This window comes from Streptomyces sp. NPDC006174 (assembly GCF_040614075.1).
Classification (GTDB): Bacteria; Actinomycetota; Actinomycetes; order Streptomycetales; family Streptomycetaceae; genus Streptomyces.
The window spans coordinates 297732-320892 of the sequence record NZ_JBEXTJ010000008.1; the positions used below are offsets into that span (position 1 = coordinate 297732).

The following is a 23161-nucleotide window of genomic DNA, read 5'->3' on the forward strand; positions in this document are numbered from 1 at the left end:
ATGAACGCATCGCCTCAGCCACTGACGCTCACCAAGAAGACCCACTCCTGCGTGCGGATCGAGAAGGAGGGGCGCGTCCTGGTCATCGACCCGGGCGGTTTCTCCGAGGACGACGCGGCCCTGGACGCCGACGTCCTCCTGGTCACACACGAGCACCCGGACCACTTCGACGAGGCACGGCTGCGGGCCGGCCTGGAGGCCAACCCGGCAGCGGAGATCTGGACGCTGCGCAGCGTGGCGGACCAGCTGTCGGCCGCGTTCCCCGGGCGCGTGCACACCGTGGGCCACGGTGACGCGTTCTCGGCCGCCGGGTTCGACGTCACCGTGCACGGGGAGCTGCACGCGGTGATCCACCCGGACATCCCGAGGATCACCAACGTCGGCTTCCTGGTGGACGGTTCGGTCTTCCACCCCGGAGACGCGCTGACCGTTCCCGAGCGTCCCGTGGACACGCTGCTGCTGCCGGTGATGGCCCCGTGGAGCAAGATCTCCGAGGTCATCGACTACGTACGCGAGGTGAAGCCGCGCCGCGCGATCGACGTCCACGACGCCCTGCTGACCGACCTCGCGCGGCCGATCTACGACAACCAGATCGGCGCCCTCGGCGGCGCGGACCACGGCCGGCTGGCGCCCGGAGGCGTCACGGAGCTGTGAGGCGGACGGCGGCTGTCAGTGGGAGCGGTTAGGTTGGTGGGCATGCGCATCGCCACCTGGAACGTCAATTCGATCACCGCCCGGCTGCCGAGGCTGCTGGCCTGGCTGGAGAGCAGCGGCACCGACGTGCTGTGCATCCAGGAGACCAAGTGCACGGCCGAGCAGTTCCCCGCCGAGGCCCTGCGCGAGCTGGGTTACGAGTCCGCCGTCAACGCCACCGGCCGGTGGAACGGAGTCGCGCTGCTCTCCCGGGTCGGCCTCACCGACGTCGTCACCGGCCTGCCCGGCGGCCCGGACTACGACGGCGTCCAGGAGCCCCGCGCGATCTCCGCGACCTGCGGCCCGCTGCGCCTCTGGTCGGTCTACGTCCCCAACGGGCGCGAGATCGAGCACGACCACTACACGTACAAGCTGGCCTGGCTGGAGGCCCTCCGCAAGGCCGTCGCGGCGGACGCGGCCGGACCGCTGCCCTTCGCCGTCCTCGGCGACTTCAACGTGGCCCCGACCGACGAGGACGTCTGGGACCCGGCGCTCTTCGAAGGCGCCACGCATGTGACGCCCGCCGAGCGCGCGGCCCTCTCGGCCCTGGAAGGTGAGGGGCTGGGCGAGGTGGTGCCGCGCCCGCTCAAGTACGACCGGGCGTACACCTTCTGGGACTACCGGGAGCTGCGCTTCCCGAAGAACAAGGGCATGCGGATCGACCTGACCTACGGAAACCCCTTGTTCACCGCCGCCGTCAAGGACAGTTACGTGGACCGCGAGGAGCGCAAGGGCAAGGGCGCGTCCGACCACGCGCCGGTGGTGGTCGACCTCGACCTCTGAGGGGCCACCCGAGGCGGAGGCGGCGGGCCGGACACGGTCATGCCCGCAGTCCCGCCGTGTTCGCCCCTGAGCCGCCCCGCCACTCAGTGCGCCGAGAACCCGCCGTCCACGAAGAGCGCCTGCCCGGTGACGTACGCGGACGAAGGCCCGGCCAGGAACACCGCGGCCCCCGCGAAGTCCTCCGCCAGCCCGTTGCGTCCGACGAAGGTCCGGGCGGCGAGCGCGGCGACCTTCTCCGTGTCCGAGGTCAGCCGCTCGTTGAGCGGTGTCAGCACGAAACCCGGGACCAGCGTGTTCGCGGTGACGCCGTACGGAGACCACGCCTCCGCCTGCGACCGCGCCAGCGACTCAAGACCGCCCTTCGACACCCCGTACGCACCGCTGTTCACAAAGGCACGGTGGGCCTGCTGCGAGCTGACATGGATGATCCGCCCGTACCCGCGCTCAGCCATCCCGGGCCCGAACCGCTGCCCCAGCAGGAACGGCGCCTTGAGGTTCACGGCCATGGTGGTGTCCCAGACGTCCTCGCCGAGCTCGCCCAGAGGCGGCCGCAGGTTGATCCCGGCACAGTTGACGAGGATGTCCGGCTCACCGAAGGCAGCAACAACACCCTCGGCCGCCGCACGCACCCCGTCGGCGGTCCCCAGATCAGCACTCACCCACGCGGCCCGGCACCCATCGGCCTCCAACGCGTCGACGGTCGCCTTCAACTCGGCCTCCCGCCGAGCCACCACGGCGACCTCCGCCCCCGCCCGGGCCAGCGCCCCGGCAATGGCCCGGCCGATCCCGGAACTGCCTCCGGTCACCAGGGCGACCCGACCGGCCAGCGAGAACAGGTTCCACACATACGTCTGATCATTCATGTCCGAACCCTAGGACAGTGCGTTTGTGCGTGCCGTCGGCGAACAGTTGACCACCGCGCGCCCTGTGGTGCGGAACCCGGCGAGGATGGGACCCTAGTGGTATGAACATCCCTTTCTTGGACAACTGGCGTAAGCGTCAGGGTGGTACGCAGGGGCACGCGCTCGCGGCCGCCGTCGAAGCTGATCCCGACGGTGTGGCCGAGTTGCTCGCCGAATGCGAACTGCTGCGTGCCCGGGCGGGGCAGCAAGGGCTCGAACTCGATGACTCACCGGCCTCGTTGGCCGCGCTCGACCAGTTGCCGCCGCGCTGGCGCGACGACCCCGAGGAGCTGCCCTGGCTGGGCAACGACGCCGGTCTTTATCTGGGCACCGTCATCGTGCGCAACGTCCCGGGGGCCGCGTGGGACATCTGGCCGAGCGGGCAGCCCGTGGTGCGGCTGGAGTCCGGGCGGGAGATCGATGTGGTGGCCGCCGGGCTGGACTGGGCGATGGCGGGCAGTCCCGAGCTCTCGCAGATGTACGCGGAGTCAGCCGAGAACTGATCTCCCGTAGCGATAAGCAGCCTTATGTTCCATATGGGCGTGTCGGGTGCGAAGTCCCTTTTCGGGATGGATAGTTTGCGCTGACCTCGACACAGCGACAAGTGGGTAGGGCAGCGCATGGCCGTCGATCCGTTGATCGAACTGAGGGACGTCAACAAACACTTCGGAGAGTTGCACGTACTTCAGGACATCAATCTCACCGTCGGCCGCGGGGAGGTGGTGGTGGTCATCGGCCCCTCCGGCTCCGGGAAATCCACGCTCTGCCGGGCGGTCAACCGGCTGGAGACGATCGAGTCCGGCTCCATCCTGATCGACGGCCGACCCCTCCCCGAGGAGGGCAAGGGCCTGGCCCAGCTCCGCGCCGAAGTCGGCATGGTCTTCCAGTCGTTCAACCTCTTCGCCCACAAGACCGTGCTGGCCAACGTGTCCCTGGCCCAGCTCAAGGTCCGCAAGCGGAAGAAGGAGGAGGCCGACCGGCGCTCGCGGGAACTGCTGGACCGGGTCGGCCTCGCCTCCCAGGCCGACAAGTTTCCCGCCCAGCTCTCCGGCGGCCAGCAGCAGCGCGTGGCGATCGCCCGCGCCCTGGCCATGGACCCCAAGGCGCTGCTCTTCGACGAGCCCACCTCGGCGCTCGACCCGGAGATGATCAACGAGGTGCTGGAGGTGATGCAGCAGCTCGCCCGGGACGGCATGACCATGGTCGTGGTCACCCACGAGATGGGCTTCGCCCGGTCCGCCGCCAACCGCGTCGTCTTCATGGCCGACGGCCGCGTCGTCGAGGACCGCACTCCGGAGGACTTCTTCACCGCTCCGGAGAGCGACCGCGCCAAGGACTTCCTGTCCAAGATCCTCAAGCACTGACGGAGGGCTGCTCGTGTCGCGTACCAACAGTGACCGTAGGGGCCACCGCCGTGCGGTCCTCGCGCTCTGTCTCCTGCTCTCCGTCCTCGCAGCGGCCTGCGGCAAGGACGGCAGCCCGCCGGTGAAGGGCCCGAAGCCCGAGGCGCTGCCCGTCTACCGGGTGGACCAGAGCTTCGACCTGCCCGCGTCGCCGACCTGGCGGAAGGCGGAGCGGCGCGGTCATCTGATCGTCGGCGCCAAGGAGGACCAGCCCTACCTCGGCGAGAAGGACCCGGCCAGCGGCGTCTTCTCCGGCTTCGACATCGAGATCGCCCGGATGATGTCGGCCTCGCTCGGCTTCGAACCGAAGACCATCCGCTTCCGGACGATCGCCTCCGCCAACCGTGAGACCGCCCTCCAGAACGGCCAGATCGACTACTACGTCGGCACCTACACCATCAACGACATGCGCAAGAAACTCGTCGGCTTCGCCGGCCCCTACTACATGGCGGGCCAGGGACTGCTCGTGCGCACCGACGAGAACGACATCGACGGGCCGCAGGACCTGGACGGCAAGACGGTCTGTTCGGCCGCCGGCTCCACGCCGTACCAGCGCATCGCCGAGGACTATCCCAAAGCGGTCCTCGTCGCCTACGACACGTACTCGATCTGTGTCGACAACCTGCTGACCTTCCAGGTCGACGCCGTCACCACCGACGACGCCATCCTGCTCGGCTTCGCGGCCAAGGCGCCCGACGAGATGAAGGTCGTCGGCAAACCCTTCTCGGAGGAGCCGTACGGCATCGGCGTACCGCGCGCCGACAGCGCGCTGCGGGTCGCGCTCGACGACGCGCTGGAGGCCAACGAGAAGAACGGCAACTGGAAGAAGGCGTTCGAAGCGACGCTGGGCCTCTCCGGAGTGCCCGCGCCGACCCCGCCGCCGATCGACCGCTACCCGGCGAACTGAGGGGACGGCGCCACCCATGGACGTACTGACAGACAACTTCTCCCTCTACGGCAAGGGATTCCTCGGCACGGTCGAGCTGACCGTCTACTCCTCGGCCCTCGCTCTCGCGCTCGGCTTCGTCATGGCCTCCTTCCGCGTCGCGCCCGTCGGCTCGCTGCGGGTGCTGGGCACGGTCTGGGTGACGGTGCTGCGCAACACGCCGCTGACGCTGCTGTTCTTCGCGGTCCTCCTCGGCCTGCCGCGCTTCGGCCTCGTGCTGCCCTTCCAGCTCTTCGCCGTCCTGGCGCTCGGCTGCTACACCTCAGCCTTCATCTGCGAGGTGCTGCGTTCCGGCATCAACACCGTGCCCACCGGCCAGGGCGAGGCGGCGCGCAGTCTCGGCATGACCTTCGGCCAGACGCTGAGCGAGGTCGTCCTGCCGCAGGCCTTCCGCTCGGTGATCCCGCCCGTCGGCTCGACCCTGATCGCGCTGGCCAAGAACTCCGCGATCGCCGGCGCGTTCAGCGTCACCGAACTCCTCGGCACCTACCGGACGCTCAACGAGCTGGGCTACAGCATCATCTGGACGTTCATCTGGATCGCCGTCGGCTACCTGATCATCACCCTCACCATCAGTGCGCTCTTCAACGTGATGGAGAAGCGCTGGGGAGTCGCACGATGACCCATGTCCCTTCGGCCACCGCGCTCTACGACGTCCCGGGACCGCAGACCCGCAAACGGCATCTGCTTTACGGGATCGCCTCGACGGCCGTGATCCTCGCCCTCGTCGGCTGGATCATCTATCTCCTCTTCGACACCGACCAGTTCACCGCCGAGAAGTGGCGGCCCTTCGCGTACAAGGGCATCCAGGAACTGCTGCTGCGCGGACTCGGCAACACGCTCAAGGCGTTCGCGTACGCCGCCGTCCTCTCCCTCGCCCTCGGCGCGGTCCTGGCGGTCGGCCGGCTCTCCGTGCACCGCCCGGTGCGCTGGATCTCCACCCTGCTGGTCGAGTTCTTCCGGGCCATGCCGGTGCTCGTGATGATCTTCTTCATCTTCGTGGCGCTGAAGGTCCACGCGCTGCCCGCGCTGGTCGCCGGACTGACCCTCTACAACGGCTCGGTCCTCGCGGAGGTCTTCCGGACCGGGATCAACTCCGTGGACCGCGGCCAGCGCGAGGCCGCGTACGCGCTCGGGATGCGCAAGACGCAGGTCACGACGTTCGTCCTGGCTCCGCAGGCGGTACGCGCGATGCTGCCGACCATCATCAGTCAGCTGGTGGTCGCGCTCAAGGACACCTCACTGGGTTACCTGATCACCTACGAGGAATTCCTCCACGCCGGGAAGCTGATCGCGTCGAATCTCGACTACGATCTTCCCTTCATCCCCGTCGTGATGGTGATCTCTCCGATCTACATCGGCCTGTGCATGCTGCTCTCGTGGTTCGCCACCTGGGTGGCGCGGCGGCAGCGGCGCAATCCGAAGACGGAGGCGGTGGGGGTGGCTCCGGCCGAGCCGGGGAAGCTGCTGCCGGGAGGTCAGTAGCCGAGCATGTCCCGCCCGGCAGCAGTCGGTGATCACTTCTCGCGCAGCGGGACCGAGAGATGACTCGGGTCCGAGGCGGGCGAGGAGAAGGTCAGCTGCGCGCCGGTCGGGTTGTGCTCGATGTACAGCGGATCGACGGTGTCGATCACCAGGGCGAGCCGGTGACCGGCCGGGACGTCGTAGGCCGTGGAGAACAGCTCCAGGTCGACGGCGAACGGCCGGCCCGCCGTCCGGTCGTGGAAGGTGTACGGGGCGTTGCTGACCAGCTTGCCCACGCCGAGCGGGCCGACGTCGTAGAGGTACGCGACGAAGGTGCCGCTCGACTTCGTGCTGGTGACCGTGGTGTGCAGCTTCGCCGTACCCCGGACGCGCTGCTCGGAGCCGTACCTCTCCGACTGCCAGACGCTCGCGAAGGTGCGCGGCAGAAGCGGTACGGAGACGGCCGGCGGCAGCTTCAGGAACTGGTCCAGCGCGTTGGAGAGCAGCGTGATGCCCCCGTTGGCGCCCGAATCGACGTTCGTCCACACCTTCTTCGTACCGTTGAGCTGTATCCGGTTCTTCGCCGCGCCGACCGACTTCCAGTCCGCGTAGCCCTCGTACCCCTTGTCGGTACGGGACTTGAGCTGGACCGGCTGCTCGGTGTCGATGCCGTTGCGCTCGCCCTTGAGGTAGCGGTCGAACCAGCGGCGGGTGCTCGTCCAGGTGTCGTTGGGCAGCCCGAACAGGCCGGTCAGCTCGGCGGTCGCGTGGTCGCCGGGACGGAACTCCAGGCGCTTGGGGCCGGTGAGCTTCTCGTAGAACGAGGCGTACTGGTTGGGCGGGAAGATCGTGTCGCCCCAGGCGTTGCCCATCATGATGGCGGCGCCGTTGGCGTTGATCTGGTCCAGGTGCGTCGCGGGTGAGCGCTTGGCGCCCCAGGCGATCATCTCCGGTTCCTTGGCCAGGTTGGAGCCGAGGAAGTCCTCAAGCGTCTGCGAGAGTTCGTCGCTGGGTCGGCCGGTGATCAGACCGGCGCCGCCGAGCAGGGCGGCGGCCTGGAGGTGCTGGGTCCGGCCGCTGTAGATCGAGTCGATCAGGTCGGCCCAGCCGCTGAGCGCGGCCACCGCCTTGATCCGCGGATCGTGTCCGGCGGCCAGCAGGCTGATGCCCGCGCCGTAACTGACGCCGCCCATGCCGATCCGGTCCGGGTCGGCCGAGGTGTTCGCCAGTGCCCAGTCGATGACGGCGGAGGCGTCCGCGATGTCCGGCGGACCGGCCACCTCGATCTTCCCGCCGGAGAGCCAGAAGCCGCGCGAGGTGTAACTCACCACCACGTAACCGGAGTCGGCGAGTTTCTGGGCCTGCGCCAGATACTCGATCTGCGGCATGGCCCAGCTGGTCGGGAAGATGATCAGCGGGTGTTTCGTCCCGGCCGGTGCTCCGGCCGGCTTGAACACATTGCCCTTGAGCGTGATGCCGCCGGAGCCGGGGATGTCGTGGAACGTCAGGCTCGGCGAACTCGCGCTCGCACTCGCCGGGACGGGTGCGGCGCCTGCCGCCGGAGCCGCACCGAGGGCGGCTCCGGTCAGCAGGAAGGCGGCGGTGGTGATCGAAGCGGTGGTGCGCAGTGCCGGTTTCGGACGTACCACGGGTCACTCCTCACGCGTGTCAGTGCAAAGTGACCCGACGGTAACCCCGGTTGTTTACCGCTGGTAACTACCGGGCGTGTTGCGTGAAGGTAACGATTGTTGGACGTCGCGTCAGTAGGGGCCCGAGTGCCGGGGCGTCACTTCAGCGCGCTCTTCGCCTGCCAGTCGGTCCAGGACACGTTCCAGGCGCCGTACCCGTTGCCCTCGGCGACCGTGCCCTTGGCGTCGGCGCCGGTGATCTCGAACGGGTCGCCGACCCGCACCTGCTCGTAGAGCGCGGAGGCATTGGCGTCGCTCATGCCGAGACAGCCCGAGCTGCGGTTGGCGTTGCCGAAGTAGCCGGAGTTCCACGGCGCGGCGTGCGCGTACATCCCGGACCAGGTCAGTCGCATCGAGTAGTCGACCATCTTGTCGTAGGCGTCGCCGAGGCCCACCGTCTCCGAGCGCATGTTGATCGTCCCCTCCTTCGACATCAGGACGGCCGTGCCGCGCCAGGACGCCTTGTCGCCGCCCGGCGTGCCGGCCGACATCGGAGCCTGGAAGACCTGCTCGCCGTCTCGGTGCAGCGAGAGCTGGTGTCCGTCGAGGTCGACCTTGACGACCTGGGCGGCGCCGATGGTGAAGGTGGTGGCGTAGTCGCGGACGAACCAGCCGCCGTCCGCGCCCGTGTCGGTGCCGTTCAGCTCGGCTGCCAGAGTGACCTTCGTACCGGGCTTCCAGTACTCCTCGGGCCGCCAGTCGACGCGGTCCTTGCCCGAGTAGTCCTGCAGCCAGCCCCAGGAGCCCTCGGTACCGTTCGAGGTGGACACCTTCAGGCCCTTCTCCACCGCCGCCTTGTTCTTCACCGGGTGGTCGAAGACGATCGACAGCGGCTGAGCGACGCCGACCGTGGTGTTCTTGCCCGGCGCGAGCGACAGCTTGTTGACCTTCTCCGCCTCGGTGGTCGTGAAGGCGGCCTGGTCGCTGCCGCCGTCCGCGTCCTTCGCCGCGACCGTGTACGCGGTGCCCGGCGCGGCGACCCGCTCGGATGTCCAGGTCCGGCCGTCGGCGGATATCCTCCCGGCCAGCGTGCCGCCCTTGTCCGCCGTCACCGACACCGACTTCAGCTTCCCGTGCGCCAGCGTGACCTTCACCGGCTTGCCCGGAGCCGCCGCCTCACCCTGGTGGTTCACCGAGATCTCGGTCTCCGGTGCCTTGTCGTCGCCGCCGTCCTGGGCGGCGGAACCGGCCGCTCCACCGCCGGAACAGGCCGTGAGCGCGGCAGCGAGCAGCGCCGCCGGAACGGCCAGGACGAGGCGGGCGGTCCGGTCGGACGAGGCGGTACGACGGATGCGGCGCGGGCGTGCGGAACTCAACGGAAAAACCTCCAGGGCTGCAGGGCTCAACAGGGGAGAGGCGATTTCCCCCTTGCCGGGTTCCGTTTCCCCCATGTCGGATTCGGCCCATGCCCCCGCCGGACCGGCGCCCGACCCTGCGGAGTACCCTCCACCGTCGGCCAGTACCTCGGAGCGCGGGAGAGACCAGTGGGCAGAATCGTCGAGCCCGAGGAGGCGGAGGGACCTGGCGGGTCGGCGGAAGCCGGTCGGTCGGAGGAAGCCGGCAAGTCCGAGCGGTCCGGAGGGAAGCCGGATCGGCCCGTCGTGCCCGGCCAGTCCGGCTGGCCCGACCATCCCGAGGAGGCCGGCGGAAAGCCCGCCGGCTCCGTCGTGCCCGAAGAAGCCGGTACGGAGCCCGCGATACCGCCGGCCCGGTCCGCCTCCGTGCTGCGGAGCGGCGCCGTCATGGCGGCCGGTTCCGTCGTCTCCCGTGCCACCGGCTTCGTCCGCTCGGCGGTCGTCGTCGCCGCGCTCGGCACCGGACTGACCGCCGACGGCTACACGGTCGCCAACACCGTCCCCAACATCCTCTACATCCTCCTCATCGGCGGCGCGCTCAACGCCGTCTTCGTCCCCGAACTGGTCCGCGCCGCCAAGGAGCACGCGGACGGAGGCGCCGCTTACACCGACCGGCTGCTCACCGTCTGCACCGTCGGCCTCCTCGCCCTCACCGCGCTCGCCGTGGCGGCGGCGCCGCTGATCGTCGGCCTCTACACCGACTACGACGGCCGTCAGGCCGAGTTGACCGTCGCGCTGGCCCGCTACTGCCTGCCGCAGATCCTCTTCTACGGGCTCTTCACGCTGCTCGGCCAAGTCCTCAACGCCCGTGGCCGGTTCGGCGCGATGATGTGGACGCCGGTCCTCAACAACATCGTGATCATCGGCGTGTTCGGCCTCTACATCGCCGTCGCCGCCACCTCCGACGGCACTCTCTCCGACGCGCACGCGCACCTCCTCGGCTGGGGCACCACCGCCGGGATCGCCGTGCAGACGCTCGCGCTGATCCCCGCGCTGCGGGCCGCGAAGTTCCGCTGGCGGCCCCGGTTCGACTGGCGCGGCAGCGGACTGACCCGGCCGATGCGCTCGGCCGGCTGGCTCGTGCTGCTGGTGCTCACCAACCAGCTCGCGTACTGGGTCGTCACGCGGCTCTCCACCACCGCCGGCCAGCAGGCCTTCGAGCAGGACGTGGCGGGCGGCGCGGGCTACACCGCGTACAGCTACGCCTACCAGCTCTGGGTCGTCCCGCAGGGCATCATCACCGTCTCCCTCGTCACCGCGCTGATGCCGCGCATGAGCCGGGCGGCGGCCGACGGGGACCTCGCCGGAGTGCGGCGCGATGTCGCGTACGCGCTGCGGACCAGCGCCGCCGTCATCGTGCCCGCCGCCACCGCGCTGCTCGTCCTGGCGCCGTGGGTGATGGGCTCGGTCTTCGGGTACGGGCGCACCACCGACGCCGACATCACGGTGATGGCCGGAATCATGATGGCTTTCGCGCCCGGGCTCATCGCCTTCTCCGGGCAGTACGTCCTCTCGCGCGGCTTCTACGCGATGAGCGACACCCGTACGCCCTTCCTGCTCAACCTCGTCGTCGCCGGTGTCAACGCCGCTCTCTCGGCCGCCGCCTTCTGGCTGCTGCCCGTCCGCTGGGCCGTGACCGGGATGGCCGCAGCGAGCACGGTGGCCTTCGCCGTCGGCTTCGCGGTCACCGGGTACGTCCTCTCCCGGCGGGTTTCGGCCACCGGAACCGGCTCCCCGCTGCGTTCGCCCACGCTCGGCGCCCACCTCCGGCTGATCGTCGCCTGCCTGCCCGCCGGGGCGCTCGCCTACGGGGCCGCGCGCATGGCCGAGGGCGCGGGCGACGTGGCGGCCGCCGGGGCCGGGACGCTGGCGCTGCTGCTCACGGTGGTGCTGCTGGCCCGGCCGCTGAGGATCGGCGAGATCACCGCGATGGTGGACAGCGGCCGGGCCCGGCTGCGGCGCTGAGGCCGGACGCGTTCAGCCGCTCGCCCGGTGCGAGGGCGGAGCGGTCGGTACGGGCGCCTGTGCCGTGCGGGTCACATCGCCGACGACCTCCACCACATCGGGGCCGTACGCCTGGGAGTTGACCACCTTCAGCAGCAGCGCGAACGACTTGGTGCCGTGCTTGCGCAGCAGCTTGTCGTAGTGGCGGGAGACATAACGGGTCGCCGCCTGGTTGGTGATGGCCCGCTGTCCGCAGAACAGGAAGACCGGACGCGCCTCCTGGCCACCCGTCAGCCGCGCCAGCAGCACGTACTCCGAGACCCCCGGCTCCAGCCGGTAGCGCTCCGAACCGATCTGGAAGGCGACGCGGTCCGGTCCGGGCTCCGGCTCGGTGTTGATCCGTACACCGGGGAGCAGGGTCCGCAGATGGGCCGCCATCCGCTGGTTGGAGGTCGGACCGCCGACGCAGAACTCCGTACGCTCACCGAAACCCTGCTGCGCCACGTCGTGCGTCACGATCTGCGCGTTCGCCGCACAGTCCTTGATCAGCGCGGAGAGCTCCAGCAGCGCGAACACGTCGTACCGGTGCACGGAGCCTTCGGCGCCCGCGTACCGGTTGACGACCAGCAGGCACTCGGAGTGGGCCGGCAGCCCGAAGAACGCCTGCTTACGGTGCAGCTTCCGCCGCAGGAGGTAGGTACGGGCCAGCCAGCCCAGCGAACCGCTGACTCCGGCGGCTATCACGCCCAGCACGATGTTGCGCACGTCGTCCGTCATGGCCGGGCATGTTATCGGTCATTCGGGTAACCGTTCGAGGCGGTCCTGACGATCCGGGTGCCCGCGGGCTAGCCTGCGCGGAGATCCGTTGACTGGAGGTTCGTATGCACCGTTCCGTCGGCCGGAACATGTCGATAGTGGCCGCTCTCGCCGTGGTCGCCTCCCTCGGGGCCGCCGCCCCGGCAGGCTCCGCGCAGCCCGCCCACAAGCCACCGGCTCCGCCCAAGTCCCCGGTGGCGGTGGGGTACGGGGGAGCGGTGGCCAGTGTCGACCGGGACGCGTCGGCGGCCGGGATCGAGGTGCTGCGCAAGGGCGGGAACGCGGTGGACGCGGCCGTGGCGACCGCCGCCGCGCTCGGTGTGACCGAGCCGTACTCGGCGGGTATCGGCGGCGGGGGCTACTTCGTCCACTACGACGCCAAGAAGCGCACCGTCCGCACGATCGACGGCCGCGAGACCGCGCCGCGCAGCGCCGGCGCCTCGCTCTTCCTGGAGAACGGCAAGCCCATCCCGTTCGAGGAGGGCGTCACCAGCGGCCTCGGCGTCGGCACCCCCGGCACGCCCGCCACCTGGGAGCGCGCGCTCGACGCGTGGGGCTCCAAGTCCCTTCGTACGCTGCTGAAACCGGCCGAACGCCTGGCCCGGGACGGCTTCGTGGTGGACGGCACGTTCCGCTCGCAGACGGCCTCCAACCAGGCCCGGTTCGCCGACTTCCCGGCCTCCGCGAAGCTGTTCCTGCCCGGCGGTGAACTGCCCGTCGTCGGCTCGGTGTTCAAGAACCCCGACCTGGCCCGTACGTACGAGAAGATCGGCCGCAAGGGCGTCGGGGAGCTGTACCGGGGCGAGTTGGCGGACGACATCGTCCGTACGGTCCGCAAGCCGCCGGTCGACCCGAAGGCCACCCGCACCGTCCGGCCCGGCGACCTCACCCGCAAGGACCTCTCCTCCTACCGCACGCTTCAGCAGAACCCGACGAAGGTCGGCTACCGCGGCCTGGACGTGTACGGCATGGCGCCTTCCTCGTCCGGCGGTACGACCGTGGGCCAGGCCCTCAACATGCTGGAGCGCACCGACCTCTCGCGGGCGAGCCAGACCCGCTATCTCCACCGGCTCATCGAGGCGAGCCGCATCGCCTTCGCCGACCGGGGCCGCTGGGTCGGCGACCCGGCCTTCGAGGACGTGCCGACGAAGGAACTGCTGAGCCAGCGGTTCGCCGACGCGCGCTCCTGCCTGATCAGGGACGACGCGGTGCTGACCAGTCCGGTGGCGCCCGGTGACCCGCGGAACCCGGCCCGTTGCGGGAGCGGTGGTACGGCGGCGCCGACGACGTTCGAGGGCGAGAACACCACGCACCTCACGACGGCCGACAAGTGGGGCAACGTCGTCTCCTACACGTTGACGATCGAGTCGACCGGCGGCAGCGGCATCACGGTCCCCGGCCGAGGCTTCCTCCTCAACAACGAGCTGACCGACTTCTCCTTCGCCCCGGCCAACCCGGCCGTCCACGACCCGAACCTGCCGGGCCCGGCCAAGCGGCCCCGCTCGTCCATGTCCCCGACCATCGTGCTGAAGGACGGCAAGCCGCTCCTCGCGCTCGGCTCACCGGGCGGCGCCACGATCATCACCACCGTGCTCCAGTCCCTGACCGGCCACCTGGACCGCGGGCTGCCGCTCGTCGAGGCCATCGCCGCACCGCGCGCCAGCCAGCGCAACGCGGCCACCACCGAGATCGAGCCGGACCTCTGGAACAGCCCGGTCCGCGGCGAGCTCGAAGCGCTCGGCCACGCCTTCCGGCAGAACCCGGAGATCGGCGCCGCCACCGGCGTACAGCGGCTCCCCGACGGCCGCTGGCTGGCAGCCGCGGAGAAGGTGCGGCGCGGCGGTGGCTCGGCCATGGTGGTGCAGCCGGGCGGCAGGAGCTGACCCGGCCTCATGCAGCAGGGACGGCGGGTCCGGTCGCGCGCGGTGTGTCCGCGTTCGACCGGGCCCGCCGCCGGGGGAGGGGAGCGCCGGTGATCTCGTTGCCGGCGCGCAGGGAGGGGCCCGGACGGGTCCCTCCGGTCGACTGGAAGGGCCGTCCCTCACGATGCGCACCCGAACGTTCGCTCTGACCGCCGCCGGCGTCTGTGGCGCGGCTCTGCTCGGCCCGGCGGCCCTGCCTGCCACCGCCGACGTTCCCGTACCTGACACACCGCCGGATATCCGGGTGGGTCCCGCACCGGGAGGTCTCGCGGACGCGCCGGTGAGCGCGGATCTTCAGGCGAGCGCGGATCTTCCGGTGAGCGCGGAGGAACTGCTCGCCGAGGTCCGCTCCTGCCGGCAGATCTCGCGCGGCACGTACCGTACGGACGCCCACCGCGCCAAGGCCACCGTCCCGGTCTGCGCCACCAAGGACGCCGTCTTCTGGAAGGCGGACCTGGACATCGACTGCGACGGCCGCAAGACCAAGGCCTGCAACACGAAGACCGACCCGTACTTCCAGCCGCAGACGGCGTTCCAGACCTCGCGCGGCAAACCGCTGGACTCGGCCCGGCTGCCCTTCGTGGTCGTGCCGGCGCCGGGCCGGATCTGGGACTACCGGAAGTCCGGGCTGACCGGCGGCAGCGTCGTCGCCGTGATCCACCAGGGCCAGGTGCGGTACGCCGTCATCGGTGACACCGGGCCCGCCGGAATCATCGGCGAAGGCTCGTACGCGCTGGCGAAGGAGCTGTCCATCGACCCGCACCCGAGCACCGGAGGCGCCGCTTCCGGTGTCACGTACATCGCGTTCAAGGACTCGCGCATCTCACCGATCGAGAGCCGCGCCACGGCGGAGAGCCGGGGCGAGGAGCTGGCGAGGACGTTCGTCGGACGCTGAGGCCTTTGAGCGCTGCCGGAGAGCCGTCAGAGAGCGGTGAGGACGCGCGGACCGTCCTTCGTGATGGCCACCGTGTGCTCGGCGTGCGCGGCCCGGCTGCCGTCGGTCGTCCGGAGCGTCCAGCCGTCCGGGTCGTGGCGGAACTCGTCGAGGCCGCCGGCGAGCAGCATGGGCTCGATCGCGAGGACCATCCCGTGGCGCAGCGGCATGCCGCGTCCCGGCCGTCCCTCGTTCGGCACGGACGGGTCCTCGTGCATCGAACGGCCGATGCCGTGGCCGCCGTACCCGTCGAGGATGCCGTAGCCCGCCTTGCGGCAGACGGTGCCGATGGCGTGGGCGATGTCGCCGATCCGGTTGCCGACGACCGCCGCCGCGATGCCCGCCTCCAGCGCGGTGGTGGCCGCGTCGATCAGCTCGGTGTCGGCCGGGCGGGCCGTGCCGACGGTGAAGCTGACCGCCGCGTCGCCGGCCCAGCCGCCGAGGAGCGCGCCAGCGTCCACGCTGACCAGGTCGCCGTCGCGCAGCGGTTCGGCGGAAGGGATGCCGTGGACGACCGCGTCGTTGACGGAGACGCAGATGGCGGCCGGGAACGGGGTCGGCGCGAAGTGCGGCTTGTAGTTCAGGAACGGCGAGGAGGCCTCTGCCTCGCGCAGCACCTCGCGCGCCGCATCGTCCAGCTCCCGAGGCGTCACGCCGATGGCCGCGACCTCCTGGGCGCGGGCCAGGATCCGAGCGACGACGCGTCCGGACTCACGCATGGCTTCGATGGATGTGTCTGTCTTGATGTGCACCATGCCCATTACTATACCGGTCGAAGCGGTATAGTAATGACGGTATAAAAATGGTGGACCGTAGTAGAGTGGCCTCATGGTCCGCACCCCTCTCACTCCCGAAGAGCGCCTCCGCGGCGAACGGCTCGGCCGCCTGCTCCGCGAGGCGCGCGGGGAGCGCAGCATGGTCGCCGTCGCGGCGAGTGCCGGAATCTCCGCCGAGACCCTCCGCAAGATCGAGACCGGCCGCGCTCCGACGCCCGCCTTCTTCACCGTCGCCGCGCTCGCCGGAGCACTCGGCCTCTCCATGGACGAGCTGCTCGGCCGCTGTGCCGCTGAACCCGCCGTCGTACCTCTGATCGCGTAGCGGGCGTGCGGTGCGTAGGGTCGCGTCCGTGACTCTCCAGGACTTCGCGCGCAGCGAATACGTCAGCCTGACCACCTACCGCAGGAACGGCACGCCCGTCGCCACGCCCGTGTGGGCCGCGGCCGAGGGTGAGGTGCTGTACGTGTGGACCCGCTCGGACTCGTGGAAGGTCAAGCGGCTCCGGAACGACACCCGGGTCGCCGTCACCGTCTGCGACGTACGCGGCCGGATCGCCGAGGACGCTCCGAGCGCCGAAGGCACCGGACGCCTCCTCGACGCGGACGAGACCCGCACGGTGCGCAAGCTGCTGGCCCGCAAGTACACCTGGAAGTTCTGGCTCGTCGACTGGCCCGCCACCGTCGCCCGCCTCGGCAAGCGCCCGCACACCGGGATCGCCGTCACCTTCTGACGGCAGCTCTGGGGGGCGCACGCCGGCGGGTGCCGTGCATCCGCCGCAGCGCGGACGAAAGCTGCGCGTAGCCGCCCCGTAACACACCTGCGGTCGAATGCCTGCGGACCGGAAGGCTCCGGTCGACGGTAGGCGAGGGCGGCGATGGTGGTGACGGTGCGTCAGCAAGCGGTGGATGTAGGCACGTTCGCGCACTACCTGCGGGAACTGACCGCACGGCTCGACCCCGGACGCGGGTGGTACGGGGTCTTCACCCGGCGTGATCCGCAAGGGATGCAGTCCTGTCTGGAGGGTGTGGAGATACCGCCCTGGGACGTGGTGGAGTCGCTGCTCGCCGACCTGGCCGCGCTCCACGGCGCGTACTTCGCCGAGCAGGCGTCGGTACGGGCCGCAGCGCTGTACTCCGCCGCCGCGGCCGCCCACGACCGCCGGCCCGGCGGACGTCAGGAGCTGGTGCACCGGCTGGAGTTGATGATCCGCGAGCAGGGCCGGGCGGCGGAACGGCTGCGTGCGGCGGAGGCGGGGGAGGCGGGCGTCGGTCCGGCCTATCCGGAGGCGCCGGCCTGGGCCCAGGACGACCATCGGCGCGCTGCGGCCAGGTGCGCGGAGCTGAGGGGGCGGCTGGCGGCGGTGACGGTTCCGCATCCGCGAGTGGAGATGTATGCGGAGCGGGAGGCGGCGCCGGGGGTCGTGGTGGCGGCGCCGGAGGCCGTACGGAACTCTGTGCCGGAGTCCGCGCCCGCGCCGGCGGGCGCTGAAGCGCTTGGGCGGTTCCGGTCCCGCAGACTCGCCGCCGGTTCCGCTCCCGCGCCTCTGCGGAAGAAGCCGCGTGGCGCCCGTTTCGCCGGTCTCGATGTGGACGACGAGGAGGAGACCGGCTACGCGCCCTCGGTCGTTCCCGTCCTGCCCGTGCCCGCGCCGGAAGGCGGCTCCACTCCGCGTGGTGCGCGCTTCGGTGGCGGGCCGGCGGAGGACGAGCGGCAGGCGCCCGCGCCGGCCGAGCTGCCGGATCCGGAGGCGGGACAGGCCGTGGCCGCCGCCGTCGCGCGGCTGGTCCGGCTCCGTACGGAGGGGCGGAGCGGCGAGGCCCATGTCGTGCTCTGCGAGGTGGCGGCCTGGCCCGCGCCCCGGCTGCCGGTGCTGGCGGTCGCCCTGTACCGCGCCGGCCTCGCCGCCGACTGGACGACCCTGCTCTGGGAGGCGTCCTCGCTGCCGCCCGCCGCCTTCGCCGCGGCGGCGGGAGCGCTGGCTGCGGCAGGCCGGGAGGAGGACTGCGGGCTGCTGCTGCGGCAGGGGGTGGCCCGGCCCGCCGCCGAGGTCGCCGATGCCGTCCTGGCCCTGGACGGCGCGGGCCGCGAGGGCGAGGCGCGGGCGCTGCTCGGCGCCTTCGTCCGCGTACGTACGCCGCAGGAGGCGGCCGAACTCGCGGGCGGCGGCGGAGACCGTGTCCTGCCGCACCTGCTGGCGGCGGCCCGCGAGGTGTCGGCGGAGCGGGAGTGGGACCTGATCCACGCGCTACGGGTGGCGGGTGTGCCGGGGGTGTGAGGCGGCGGGAACGTACGGGGCGCGTGCCGGCGACGCCCAGGAGCGCCGTAAGCCGCACGCCGCGCCAGGAACCAACGCGCCCCGGCCGCACGGAGGCCCCCGCGCAACCCGGGACCGCACGCCGCACGGAGGCTCACCGCAACCGCCGGCCGCCCCGCCCGGCCAACCGCTCAGAGCACCCCGGCCGTCGTCCGCCGATACGTCGAGCGCCGTTCCTCGATGTCCGTCCAGCGGTCCCCGTACACCGTCTCGCGTACCGCCTCGTCCCGCAGGAAGTCGTGCGGGAAGCCCAGCGACACCCTGCTCACCGTGTCCAGCCGGTCCACGGCGTCCACGTCCAGCTCCACCTCCAGGCAGCCGAGGGCGTCGGTGAGCTGGTCCGGCGTGGAGGGGCCGAGGATCGGGACGATGTTGCCCGGGCGGCCGCGCAGCCAGGCCAGGGCCACGGCGGCCGGGCTCCAGCCACCGTCCCGGGCGATCTCGACGACGGACCGCACGGTCTCCCGGGCACGCAGCTCCGCCTCGTCGCCCGCGCCCGGCGCGGCCTCCTCCTGGCGGCCGGTGAGGCGGCCCCGCGCGAGCGGGCTCCAGGCGAAGACGGCCTGGTCGAAGGCACGGGCCTGCGGGAGCAGTTCACGCTCCGGGGTCCGCTCCAGCAGGCTGTACCGCAGCTGCGAACCGGTGAACGGCGTCCAGCCGCGGAGCTCGGCGACCGTACTGGCCTGGGCGATCTCCCAGGCGGGCCAGTCGGATACGCCCACGTACAGCACCTTTCCGCTCCGGACCAGGTCGTCGAGCGCGCGCATGACCTCCTCGACCGGCGTGAAGTTGTCCCGAGCGTGCACCCAGAGGACGTCCAGCCGGTCCGTCCGCAGCCGTCGCAGGCTCGCCTCCACGGACTGCACCAGGTTCTTGCGGTGGTTGCCGCCGGAGTTGACGTCGCCCGGCCGGGTCGCACAGGTGTACTTGCTGGCGAGGACGAGCCCGTCGCGGCGGTCGCCCAGCAGCTCGCCCAGGACCGCCTCGGAGGTGCCGCCCGCGTAGATGTCCGCCGTGTCCAGGAAATTGCCACCCGCCTCCAGATAGGCGTCGAGGATCCGGCCGGAGGTCTCCCGTACCGCCGCGTGGCCGGATTCGTGCCGCCCCAGGGTCATGGCTCCGAGCGCGAGCTCGCTGACGCGCAGGCCGGTCCTGCCGAAGAGTGTGCAGCGCATGTAAGGATTCCTTTTCGCTCGACGATCGACGCCAGGTGATGCCCGGAGACGCCAGCAGGCTATGAGCTGGAGCGCACTTCACGGCAACTCCCTCACGGTTCCGTGTGACGCGCCGCGTCTGCGCGGAATGATGCGTACCGTGGCCGGTGTGGACCGCTCGGGTGCGAAACATGATCGACTCAGCCGGTTCACGGCGATGGTCTTGCCCCGCCGGACGGAGGGGCTTACGTTCTCCATCCATGCACCGATCTACGTGCGTAGAAATCGCGTAGAGGCTCTCTGACGCCGCGTCGAAGGAGCAGCTCATGTCCCACGTCGTACGCGCCGCACTCGTCCAGGCGACCTGGACCGGCGACACCGAATCCATGATCGCCAAGCATGAGGACCATGCGCGCGAGGCCGCCCGGCAGGGCGCGAAGATCATCGGGTTCCAGGAGGTGTTCAACGCCCCCTACTTCTGCCAGGTCCAGGAGCCCGAGCACTACCGCTGGGCCGAGCCGGTCCCCGACGGGCCGACCGTCCGCCGGATGCGGGATCTGGCCCGCGAGACCGGCATGGTCGTCGTCGTCCCGGTCTTCGAGGTCGAGCAGTCCGGCTTCTACTACAACACCGCCGCCGTGATCGACGCCGACGGCTCCTACCTCGGCAAGTACCGCAAGCACCACATCCCGCAGGTCAAGGGGTTCTGGGAGAAGTACTACTTCAAGCCCGGGAACGTCGGCTGGCCGGTCTTCGACACTGCCGTCGGCAAGGTCGGCGTCTACATCTGCTACGACCGGCACTTCCCTGAAGGCTGGCGCCAACTGGGACTCAACGGAGCCCAGTTGGTCTACAACCCGTCCGCCACCTCGCGCGGCCTCTCCGGCCACCTCTGGCAACTGGAACAGCCCGCCTCCGCCGTCGCCAACGAGTACTTCGTCGCCGCGATCAACCGCGTCGGCCAGGAGGAGTACGGCGACAACGACTTCTACGGCACCAGCTACTTCGTCGACCCGCGCGGCCAGTTCGTCGGAGACGTCGCCAGCGACAAGGAGGAGGAACTCGTCGTCCGGGACCTGGACTTCGGCCTGATCGAGGAGGTCCGCCAGCAGTGGGCCTTCTACCGCGACCGACGGCCCGACGCCTACGACGGGCTGGTGGAGCCGTGACCGGACTGTACGAACGCCACCTCGCCGTCAGCCCCGAGTGGCTGGCCCTCTACTACCGCCGGCCCATCGAACTCACCCACGGCGAGGGCCGGTACGTCTGGGACGCGGACGGCAACCGCTACCTCGACTTCTTCGGCGGCATCCTCACCACCATGACCGCCCACGCCCTGCCCGAGGTCACCAAGGCCGTCTCCGAACAGGCCGGCCGGATCATCCACTCCTCCACGCTCTACCTCAACCGCCCGATGGTGGAGCTGGCCGAGCGGATCGCCCACCTCTCCGGCATCCCGGACGCCCGGGTCTTCTTCACCACCTCGGGCACCGAGGCGAACGACACCGCGCTCCTGCTCGCCACCGCGTACCGCAGGTCCAACCAGATCCTCGCGATGCGCAACAGCTACCACGGCCGCTCCTTCTCCGCCGTCTCCATCACCGGCAACCACGCCTGGTCGCCCACGACGCTCTCGCCGCTCCAGACGCTCTACGTCCACGGAGGCGTCCGATCCCGTGGCCCGTACGCGGAGTTGAGCGACGAGCGGTTCATCCGGGCGTGCGTCGCCGATCTGGAGGACCTCCTCGGCCACACCCGGGAGGCCGCGGCGCTCATCGCCGAACCGATCCAGGGCGTCGGCGGTTTCACCTCGCCGCCCGACGGGCTGTTCGCCGCGTTCCGCGAAGTCCTGCACCGGCACGGTGTGTTGTGGATCTCGGACGAGGTGCAGACCGGCTGGGGACGGACCGGCGAGCACTTCTGGGGCTGGCAGGCGCACGCCGAGCACGGTCCGCCGGACATCCTCACCTTCGCCAAGGGCATCGGCAACGGCATGTCCATCGGCGGAGTCGTCGCCCGCGCGGAGGTGATGAACTGCCTGGACGCCAACTCCATCTCCACGTTCGGCGGTTCACCCGTCACCATGGCGGCCGGCCTCGCCAACCTCTCGTACCACCTGGAGCACGACCTCCAGGGCAACGCGCGGCGCGTCGGCGGGCTCCTCATCGAGCGGCTGCGAGGGATCGCGGCCGGATCCGACGCCGTACGCGAAGTGCGCGGCCGGGGCCTGATGATCGGTATCGAGCTGGTCAAGCCCGGTACGGACGAGGCCGATCCGGAGGCGGCCACGGCCGTCCTGGAGGCGGCACGCGCGGGCGGTCTGCTCATCGGCAAGGGCGGCGGCCACAACACCAGCGTGCTGCGGATCGCGCCGCCCCTGACCCTGACCGTCGCCGAGGCGGAGGAGGGCGCGTCGGTCCTGGCCGAAGCCCTGCGCGCCGCCGGCTGACCACCGTACGAGCGCCGACCGGCACACCGTGCGCGCCGCCGGCCGACCGCCGTACGACCGCAGTCCGCGCCGAGCACCGCAAGGGCGCCGGCCAGGCACCGTACGAGCGTCAACTGACCGGCGTACGGGGGTCCATGTGCGTGGGCCCCCGTACCGCCCCAGCGAGGAGGTACCCATGAGCCGCACCGTCATCCACGGTGGTCTGGTCATCACCGCGTCCGACGAGATCCACGCCGACGTCCTCGTCGAGGGCGGGCGCATCGCCGCACTCGCGGCCCACGGCACCGACGCCGCGGAGTCCTGGAGCGCCGACCGCAGGATCGACGCCACCGGCAAGTACGTCATTCCGGGCGGCGTCGACGGCCACACCCACATGGAGATGCCGTTCGGCGGGACGTACGCCGCCGACACCTTCGAGACCGGCACCCGCGCCGCCGCCTGGGGCGGGACCACCACCATCGTGGACTTCGCGATCCAGAGCGTGGGCAAGTCGCTGCGCGAAGGGCTCGACGCCTGGTACGCGAAGGCCGACGGCAACTGTGCCATCGACTACGCCTTCCACATGATCCTCGCCGACGTGAACCCGTCCTCGCTCAAGGAGATGGACCGGCTCGTCGCCGAAGGTGTCACGTCCTTCAAGCTGTTCATGGCGTATCCGGGTGTCTTCTACTCCGACGACGGCCAGATCCTGCGGGCCATGCAACAGGCCTCCGGTAACGGCGGGTTGATTATGATGCACGCCGAGAACGGCATCGCCATCGACGTTCTGGTCGAACAGGCCCTCGCCGCCGGCCACACCGACCCGCGCTACCACGGAGACGTCCGCAAGGTCGCCCTGGAGGCCGAGGCCACCCACCGCGCGATCCAGCTCGCCCGCGTTGCCGGATCGCCGCTCTACGTCGTCCACGTCTCCGCCGACGAGGCGGTGGAGGAGATCGCCGCCGCCCGCCACAAGGGCCTCCCGGTCTTCGGCGAGACCTGTCCACAGTACCTGTTCCTCTCCACGGACAACCTCGCCGAGCCGGACTTCGAAGGCGCCAAGTACGTCTGTTCCACGCCGCTGCGCCCCAAAAAGCACCAGGAGACGCTCTGGCGCGGCCTGCGCAACAACGAGCTCCAGGTCGTCTCCACCGACCACTGCCCTTTCTGCTTCTCCGGCCAGAAGGAGATGGGCCGCGGCGACTTCTCCAAGATCCCCAACGGCATGCCCGGCGTCGAGCACCGGATGGACCTGCTGCACCAGGCCGTCGTGGACGGGCACATCACCCGCCGCCGCTGGATCGAGATCGCCTGCGCCTCGCCGGCCCGGATGTTCGGCCTCTACCCGAAGAAGGGCACCATCGCGCCGGGCACCGACGCGGACATCGTCATCTACGACCCGCACGCCGAGCAGACGCTCTCCGCCGAGACGCACCACATGGACGTCGACTACTCGGCGTACGAGGGCAAGCGGATCACCGGCCAGGTCGAGACCGTGCTCTCGCGCGGCGAACTCGTTCTGGAGGGACGGAAGTTCACCGGGCGCGCCGGACACGGCATGTACACCCCGCGTGCCACCTCCCAGTACCTGGACTGACGAGACGTCAGTATCCAGGCCAGCCACCTGTCACCACCTGG

Annotated in this window: 22 protein-coding genes; 16 read left to right on the forward strand and 6 right to left on the reverse strand. The window is 70.6% G+C overall.

Annotation, left to right across the window (positions count from 1 at the left end):
- Together ABZ267_RS20670 and ABZ267_RS20675 are read left to right on the forward strand one after the other, a co-directional pair.
- Positions 1-654 carry an MBL fold metallo-hydrolase gene (locus ABZ267_RS20670; protein ID WP_356749332.1) on the forward strand — a complete coding sequence of 218 codons (654 nt, stop codon included), beginning with the start codon at positions 1-3 and terminating at the stop codon, positions 652-654.
- Positions 655-696: 42 nt separating this feature from the next.
- A complete protein-coding gene (locus ABZ267_RS20675) occupies positions 697-1476 on the forward strand; it encodes an exodeoxyribonuclease III (RefSeq protein WP_356749330.1) in 780 nt (259 codons plus the stop codon).
- Between the two features lie 83 nt (positions 1477-1559).
- Here the strand turns inward: ABZ267_RS20675 and ABZ267_RS20680 are convergent, their stop codons facing one another.
- On the reverse strand, positions 1560-2339 hold the full coding sequence (locus ABZ267_RS20680) for an SDR family oxidoreductase (RefSeq protein ID WP_356749328.1): 780 nt from the start codon (positions 2337-2339) through the stop codon (positions 1560-1562).
- A gap of 101 nt (positions 2340-2440) precedes the next feature.
- On the opposite strand from ABZ267_RS20680, the gene ABZ267_RS20685 reads away from it, so the two are divergent.
- From ABZ267_RS20685 to ABZ267_RS20705, 5 genes are all read left to right on the forward strand, one after another.
- Positions 2441-2881: a DUF6278 family protein gene (locus ABZ267_RS20685; protein WP_356749326.1), complete on the forward strand. Its 441-nt coding sequence runs from the start codon at positions 2441-2443 to the stop codon at positions 2879-2881.
- Between the two features lie 117 nt (positions 2882-2998).
- A complete protein-coding gene (locus ABZ267_RS20690; RefSeq protein ID WP_356749324.1) occupies positions 2999-3742 on the forward strand; it encodes an amino acid ABC transporter ATP-binding protein in 744 nt (247 codons plus the stop codon).
- A gap of 13 nt (positions 3743-3755) precedes the next feature.
- Positions 3756-4688 (forward strand): glutamate ABC transporter substrate-binding protein, encoded by a 933-nt coding sequence (locus ABZ267_RS20695; RefSeq protein WP_356749322.1) that lies wholly within the window; start codon positions 3756-3758, stop codon positions 4686-4688.
- Positions 4689-4704: 16 nt separating this feature from the next.
- Positions 4705-5349 (forward strand): amino acid ABC transporter permease, encoded by a 645-nt coding sequence (locus tag ABZ267_RS20700; protein ID WP_093686622.1) that lies wholly within the window; start codon positions 4705-4707, stop codon positions 5347-5349.
- Entirely contained in the window at positions 5346-6212 is an 867-nt protein-coding gene (locus tag ABZ267_RS20705; RefSeq protein WP_356749320.1) for an amino acid ABC transporter permease, read from the forward strand. The genes ABZ267_RS20700 and ABZ267_RS20705 overlap by 4 nt, the downstream gene beginning before the upstream one ends.
- A gap of 32 nt (positions 6213-6244) precedes the next feature.
- Here ABZ267_RS20705 and ABZ267_RS20710 read toward each other — a convergent pair whose 3' ends face one another.
- Positions 6245-7840, reverse strand: coding sequence for a CocE/NonD family hydrolase (locus ABZ267_RS20710; protein ID WP_356749318.1), 1596 nt, complete (start codon positions 7838-7840; stop codon positions 6245-6247).
- Between the two features lie 137 nt (positions 7841-7977).
- A complete protein-coding gene (locus ABZ267_RS20715) occupies positions 7978-9195 on the reverse strand; it encodes an Ig-like domain-containing protein (protein ID WP_356749316.1) in 1218 nt (405 codons plus the stop codon).
- Between the two features lie 351 nt (positions 9196-9546).
- Here ABZ267_RS20715 and murJ point away from each other — a divergent pair, with 351 nt between their 5' ends.
- The gene (gene murJ, locus ABZ267_RS20720; protein WP_356749665.1) at positions 9547-11199 is read left to right on the forward strand and encodes a murein biosynthesis integral membrane protein MurJ; all 1653 of its coding nucleotides are present in this window, start codon (positions 9547-9549) and stop codon (positions 11197-11199) included.
- A gap of 12 nt (positions 11200-11211) precedes the next feature.
- Here the strand turns inward: murJ and ABZ267_RS20725 are convergent, their stop codons facing one another.
- The gene (locus ABZ267_RS20725) at positions 11212-11955 is read right to left on the reverse strand and encodes a hypothetical protein (protein WP_356749314.1); all 744 of its coding nucleotides are present in this window, start codon (positions 11953-11955) and stop codon (positions 11212-11214) included.
- 104 nt (positions 11956-12059) lie between these two features.
- Here ABZ267_RS20725 and ggt point away from each other — a divergent pair, with 104 nt between their 5' ends.
- Positions 12060-13877, forward strand: a complete 1818-nt coding sequence (gene ggt, locus ABZ267_RS20730) for a gamma-glutamyltransferase (RefSeq protein WP_356749312.1) — start codon at positions 12060-12062, stop codon at positions 13875-13877.
- A 163-nt stretch (positions 13878-14040) separates the two neighbouring features.
- Entirely contained in the window at positions 14041-14811 is a 771-nt protein-coding gene (locus ABZ267_RS20735; RefSeq protein WP_356749310.1) for a glycoside hydrolase family 75 protein, read from the forward strand.
- A gap of 26 nt (positions 14812-14837) precedes the next feature.
- Here ABZ267_RS20735 and map read toward each other — a convergent pair whose 3' ends face one another.
- A complete protein-coding gene (map, locus tag ABZ267_RS20740; RefSeq protein ID WP_356749308.1) occupies positions 14838-15605 on the reverse strand; it encodes a type I methionyl aminopeptidase in 768 nt (255 codons plus the stop codon).
- A 73-nt stretch (positions 15606-15678) separates the two neighbouring features.
- On the opposite strand from map, the gene ABZ267_RS20745 reads away from it, so the two are divergent.
- From ABZ267_RS20745 to ABZ267_RS20755, 3 genes are all read left to right on the forward strand, one after another.
- Complete coding sequence (locus ABZ267_RS20745) at positions 15679-15948, forward strand: helix-turn-helix transcriptional regulator (protein WP_356749306.1); 270 nt, start codon at positions 15679-15681, stop codon at positions 15946-15948.
- A gap of 28 nt (positions 15949-15976) precedes the next feature.
- Positions 15977-16357: a PPOX class F420-dependent oxidoreductase gene (locus ABZ267_RS20750; protein ID WP_356749304.1), complete on the forward strand. Its 381-nt coding sequence runs from the start codon at positions 15977-15979 to the stop codon at positions 16355-16357.
- 150 nt (positions 16358-16507) lie between these two features.
- The gene (locus ABZ267_RS20755) at positions 16508-17902 is read left to right on the forward strand and encodes a hypothetical protein (RefSeq protein ID WP_356749663.1); all 1395 of its coding nucleotides are present in this window, start codon (positions 16508-16510) and stop codon (positions 17900-17902) included.
- Positions 17903-18072: 170 nt separating this feature from the next.
- On the opposite strand, the gene ABZ267_RS20760 is transcribed toward ABZ267_RS20755, so the two are convergent.
- On the reverse strand, positions 18073-19116 hold the full coding sequence (locus tag ABZ267_RS20760; protein WP_356749302.1) for an aldo/keto reductase: 1044 nt from the start codon (positions 19114-19116) through the stop codon (positions 18073-18075).
- Positions 19117-19421: 305 nt separating this feature from the next.
- On the opposite strand from ABZ267_RS20760, the gene ABZ267_RS20765 reads away from it, so the two are divergent.
- From ABZ267_RS20765 to hydA, 3 genes are all read left to right on the forward strand, one after another.
- Positions 19422-20264 carry a nitrilase-related carbon-nitrogen hydrolase gene (locus ABZ267_RS20765; protein ID WP_356749300.1) on the forward strand — a complete coding sequence of 281 codons (843 nt, stop codon included), beginning with the start codon at positions 19422-19424 and terminating at the stop codon, positions 20262-20264.
- On the forward strand, positions 20261-21544 hold the full coding sequence (locus ABZ267_RS20770) for an aspartate aminotransferase family protein (RefSeq protein ID WP_356749298.1): 1284 nt from the start codon (positions 20261-20263) through the stop codon (positions 21542-21544). Before ABZ267_RS20765 ends, ABZ267_RS20770 begins: the two co-directional genes overlap by 4 nt.
- A 175-nt stretch (positions 21545-21719) precedes the next feature.
- Entirely contained in the window at positions 21720-23120 is a 1401-nt protein-coding gene (gene hydA, locus ABZ267_RS20775) for a dihydropyrimidinase (protein WP_356749296.1), read from the forward strand.
- The last annotated feature ends 41 nt before the right edge of the window (positions 23121-23161 follow it).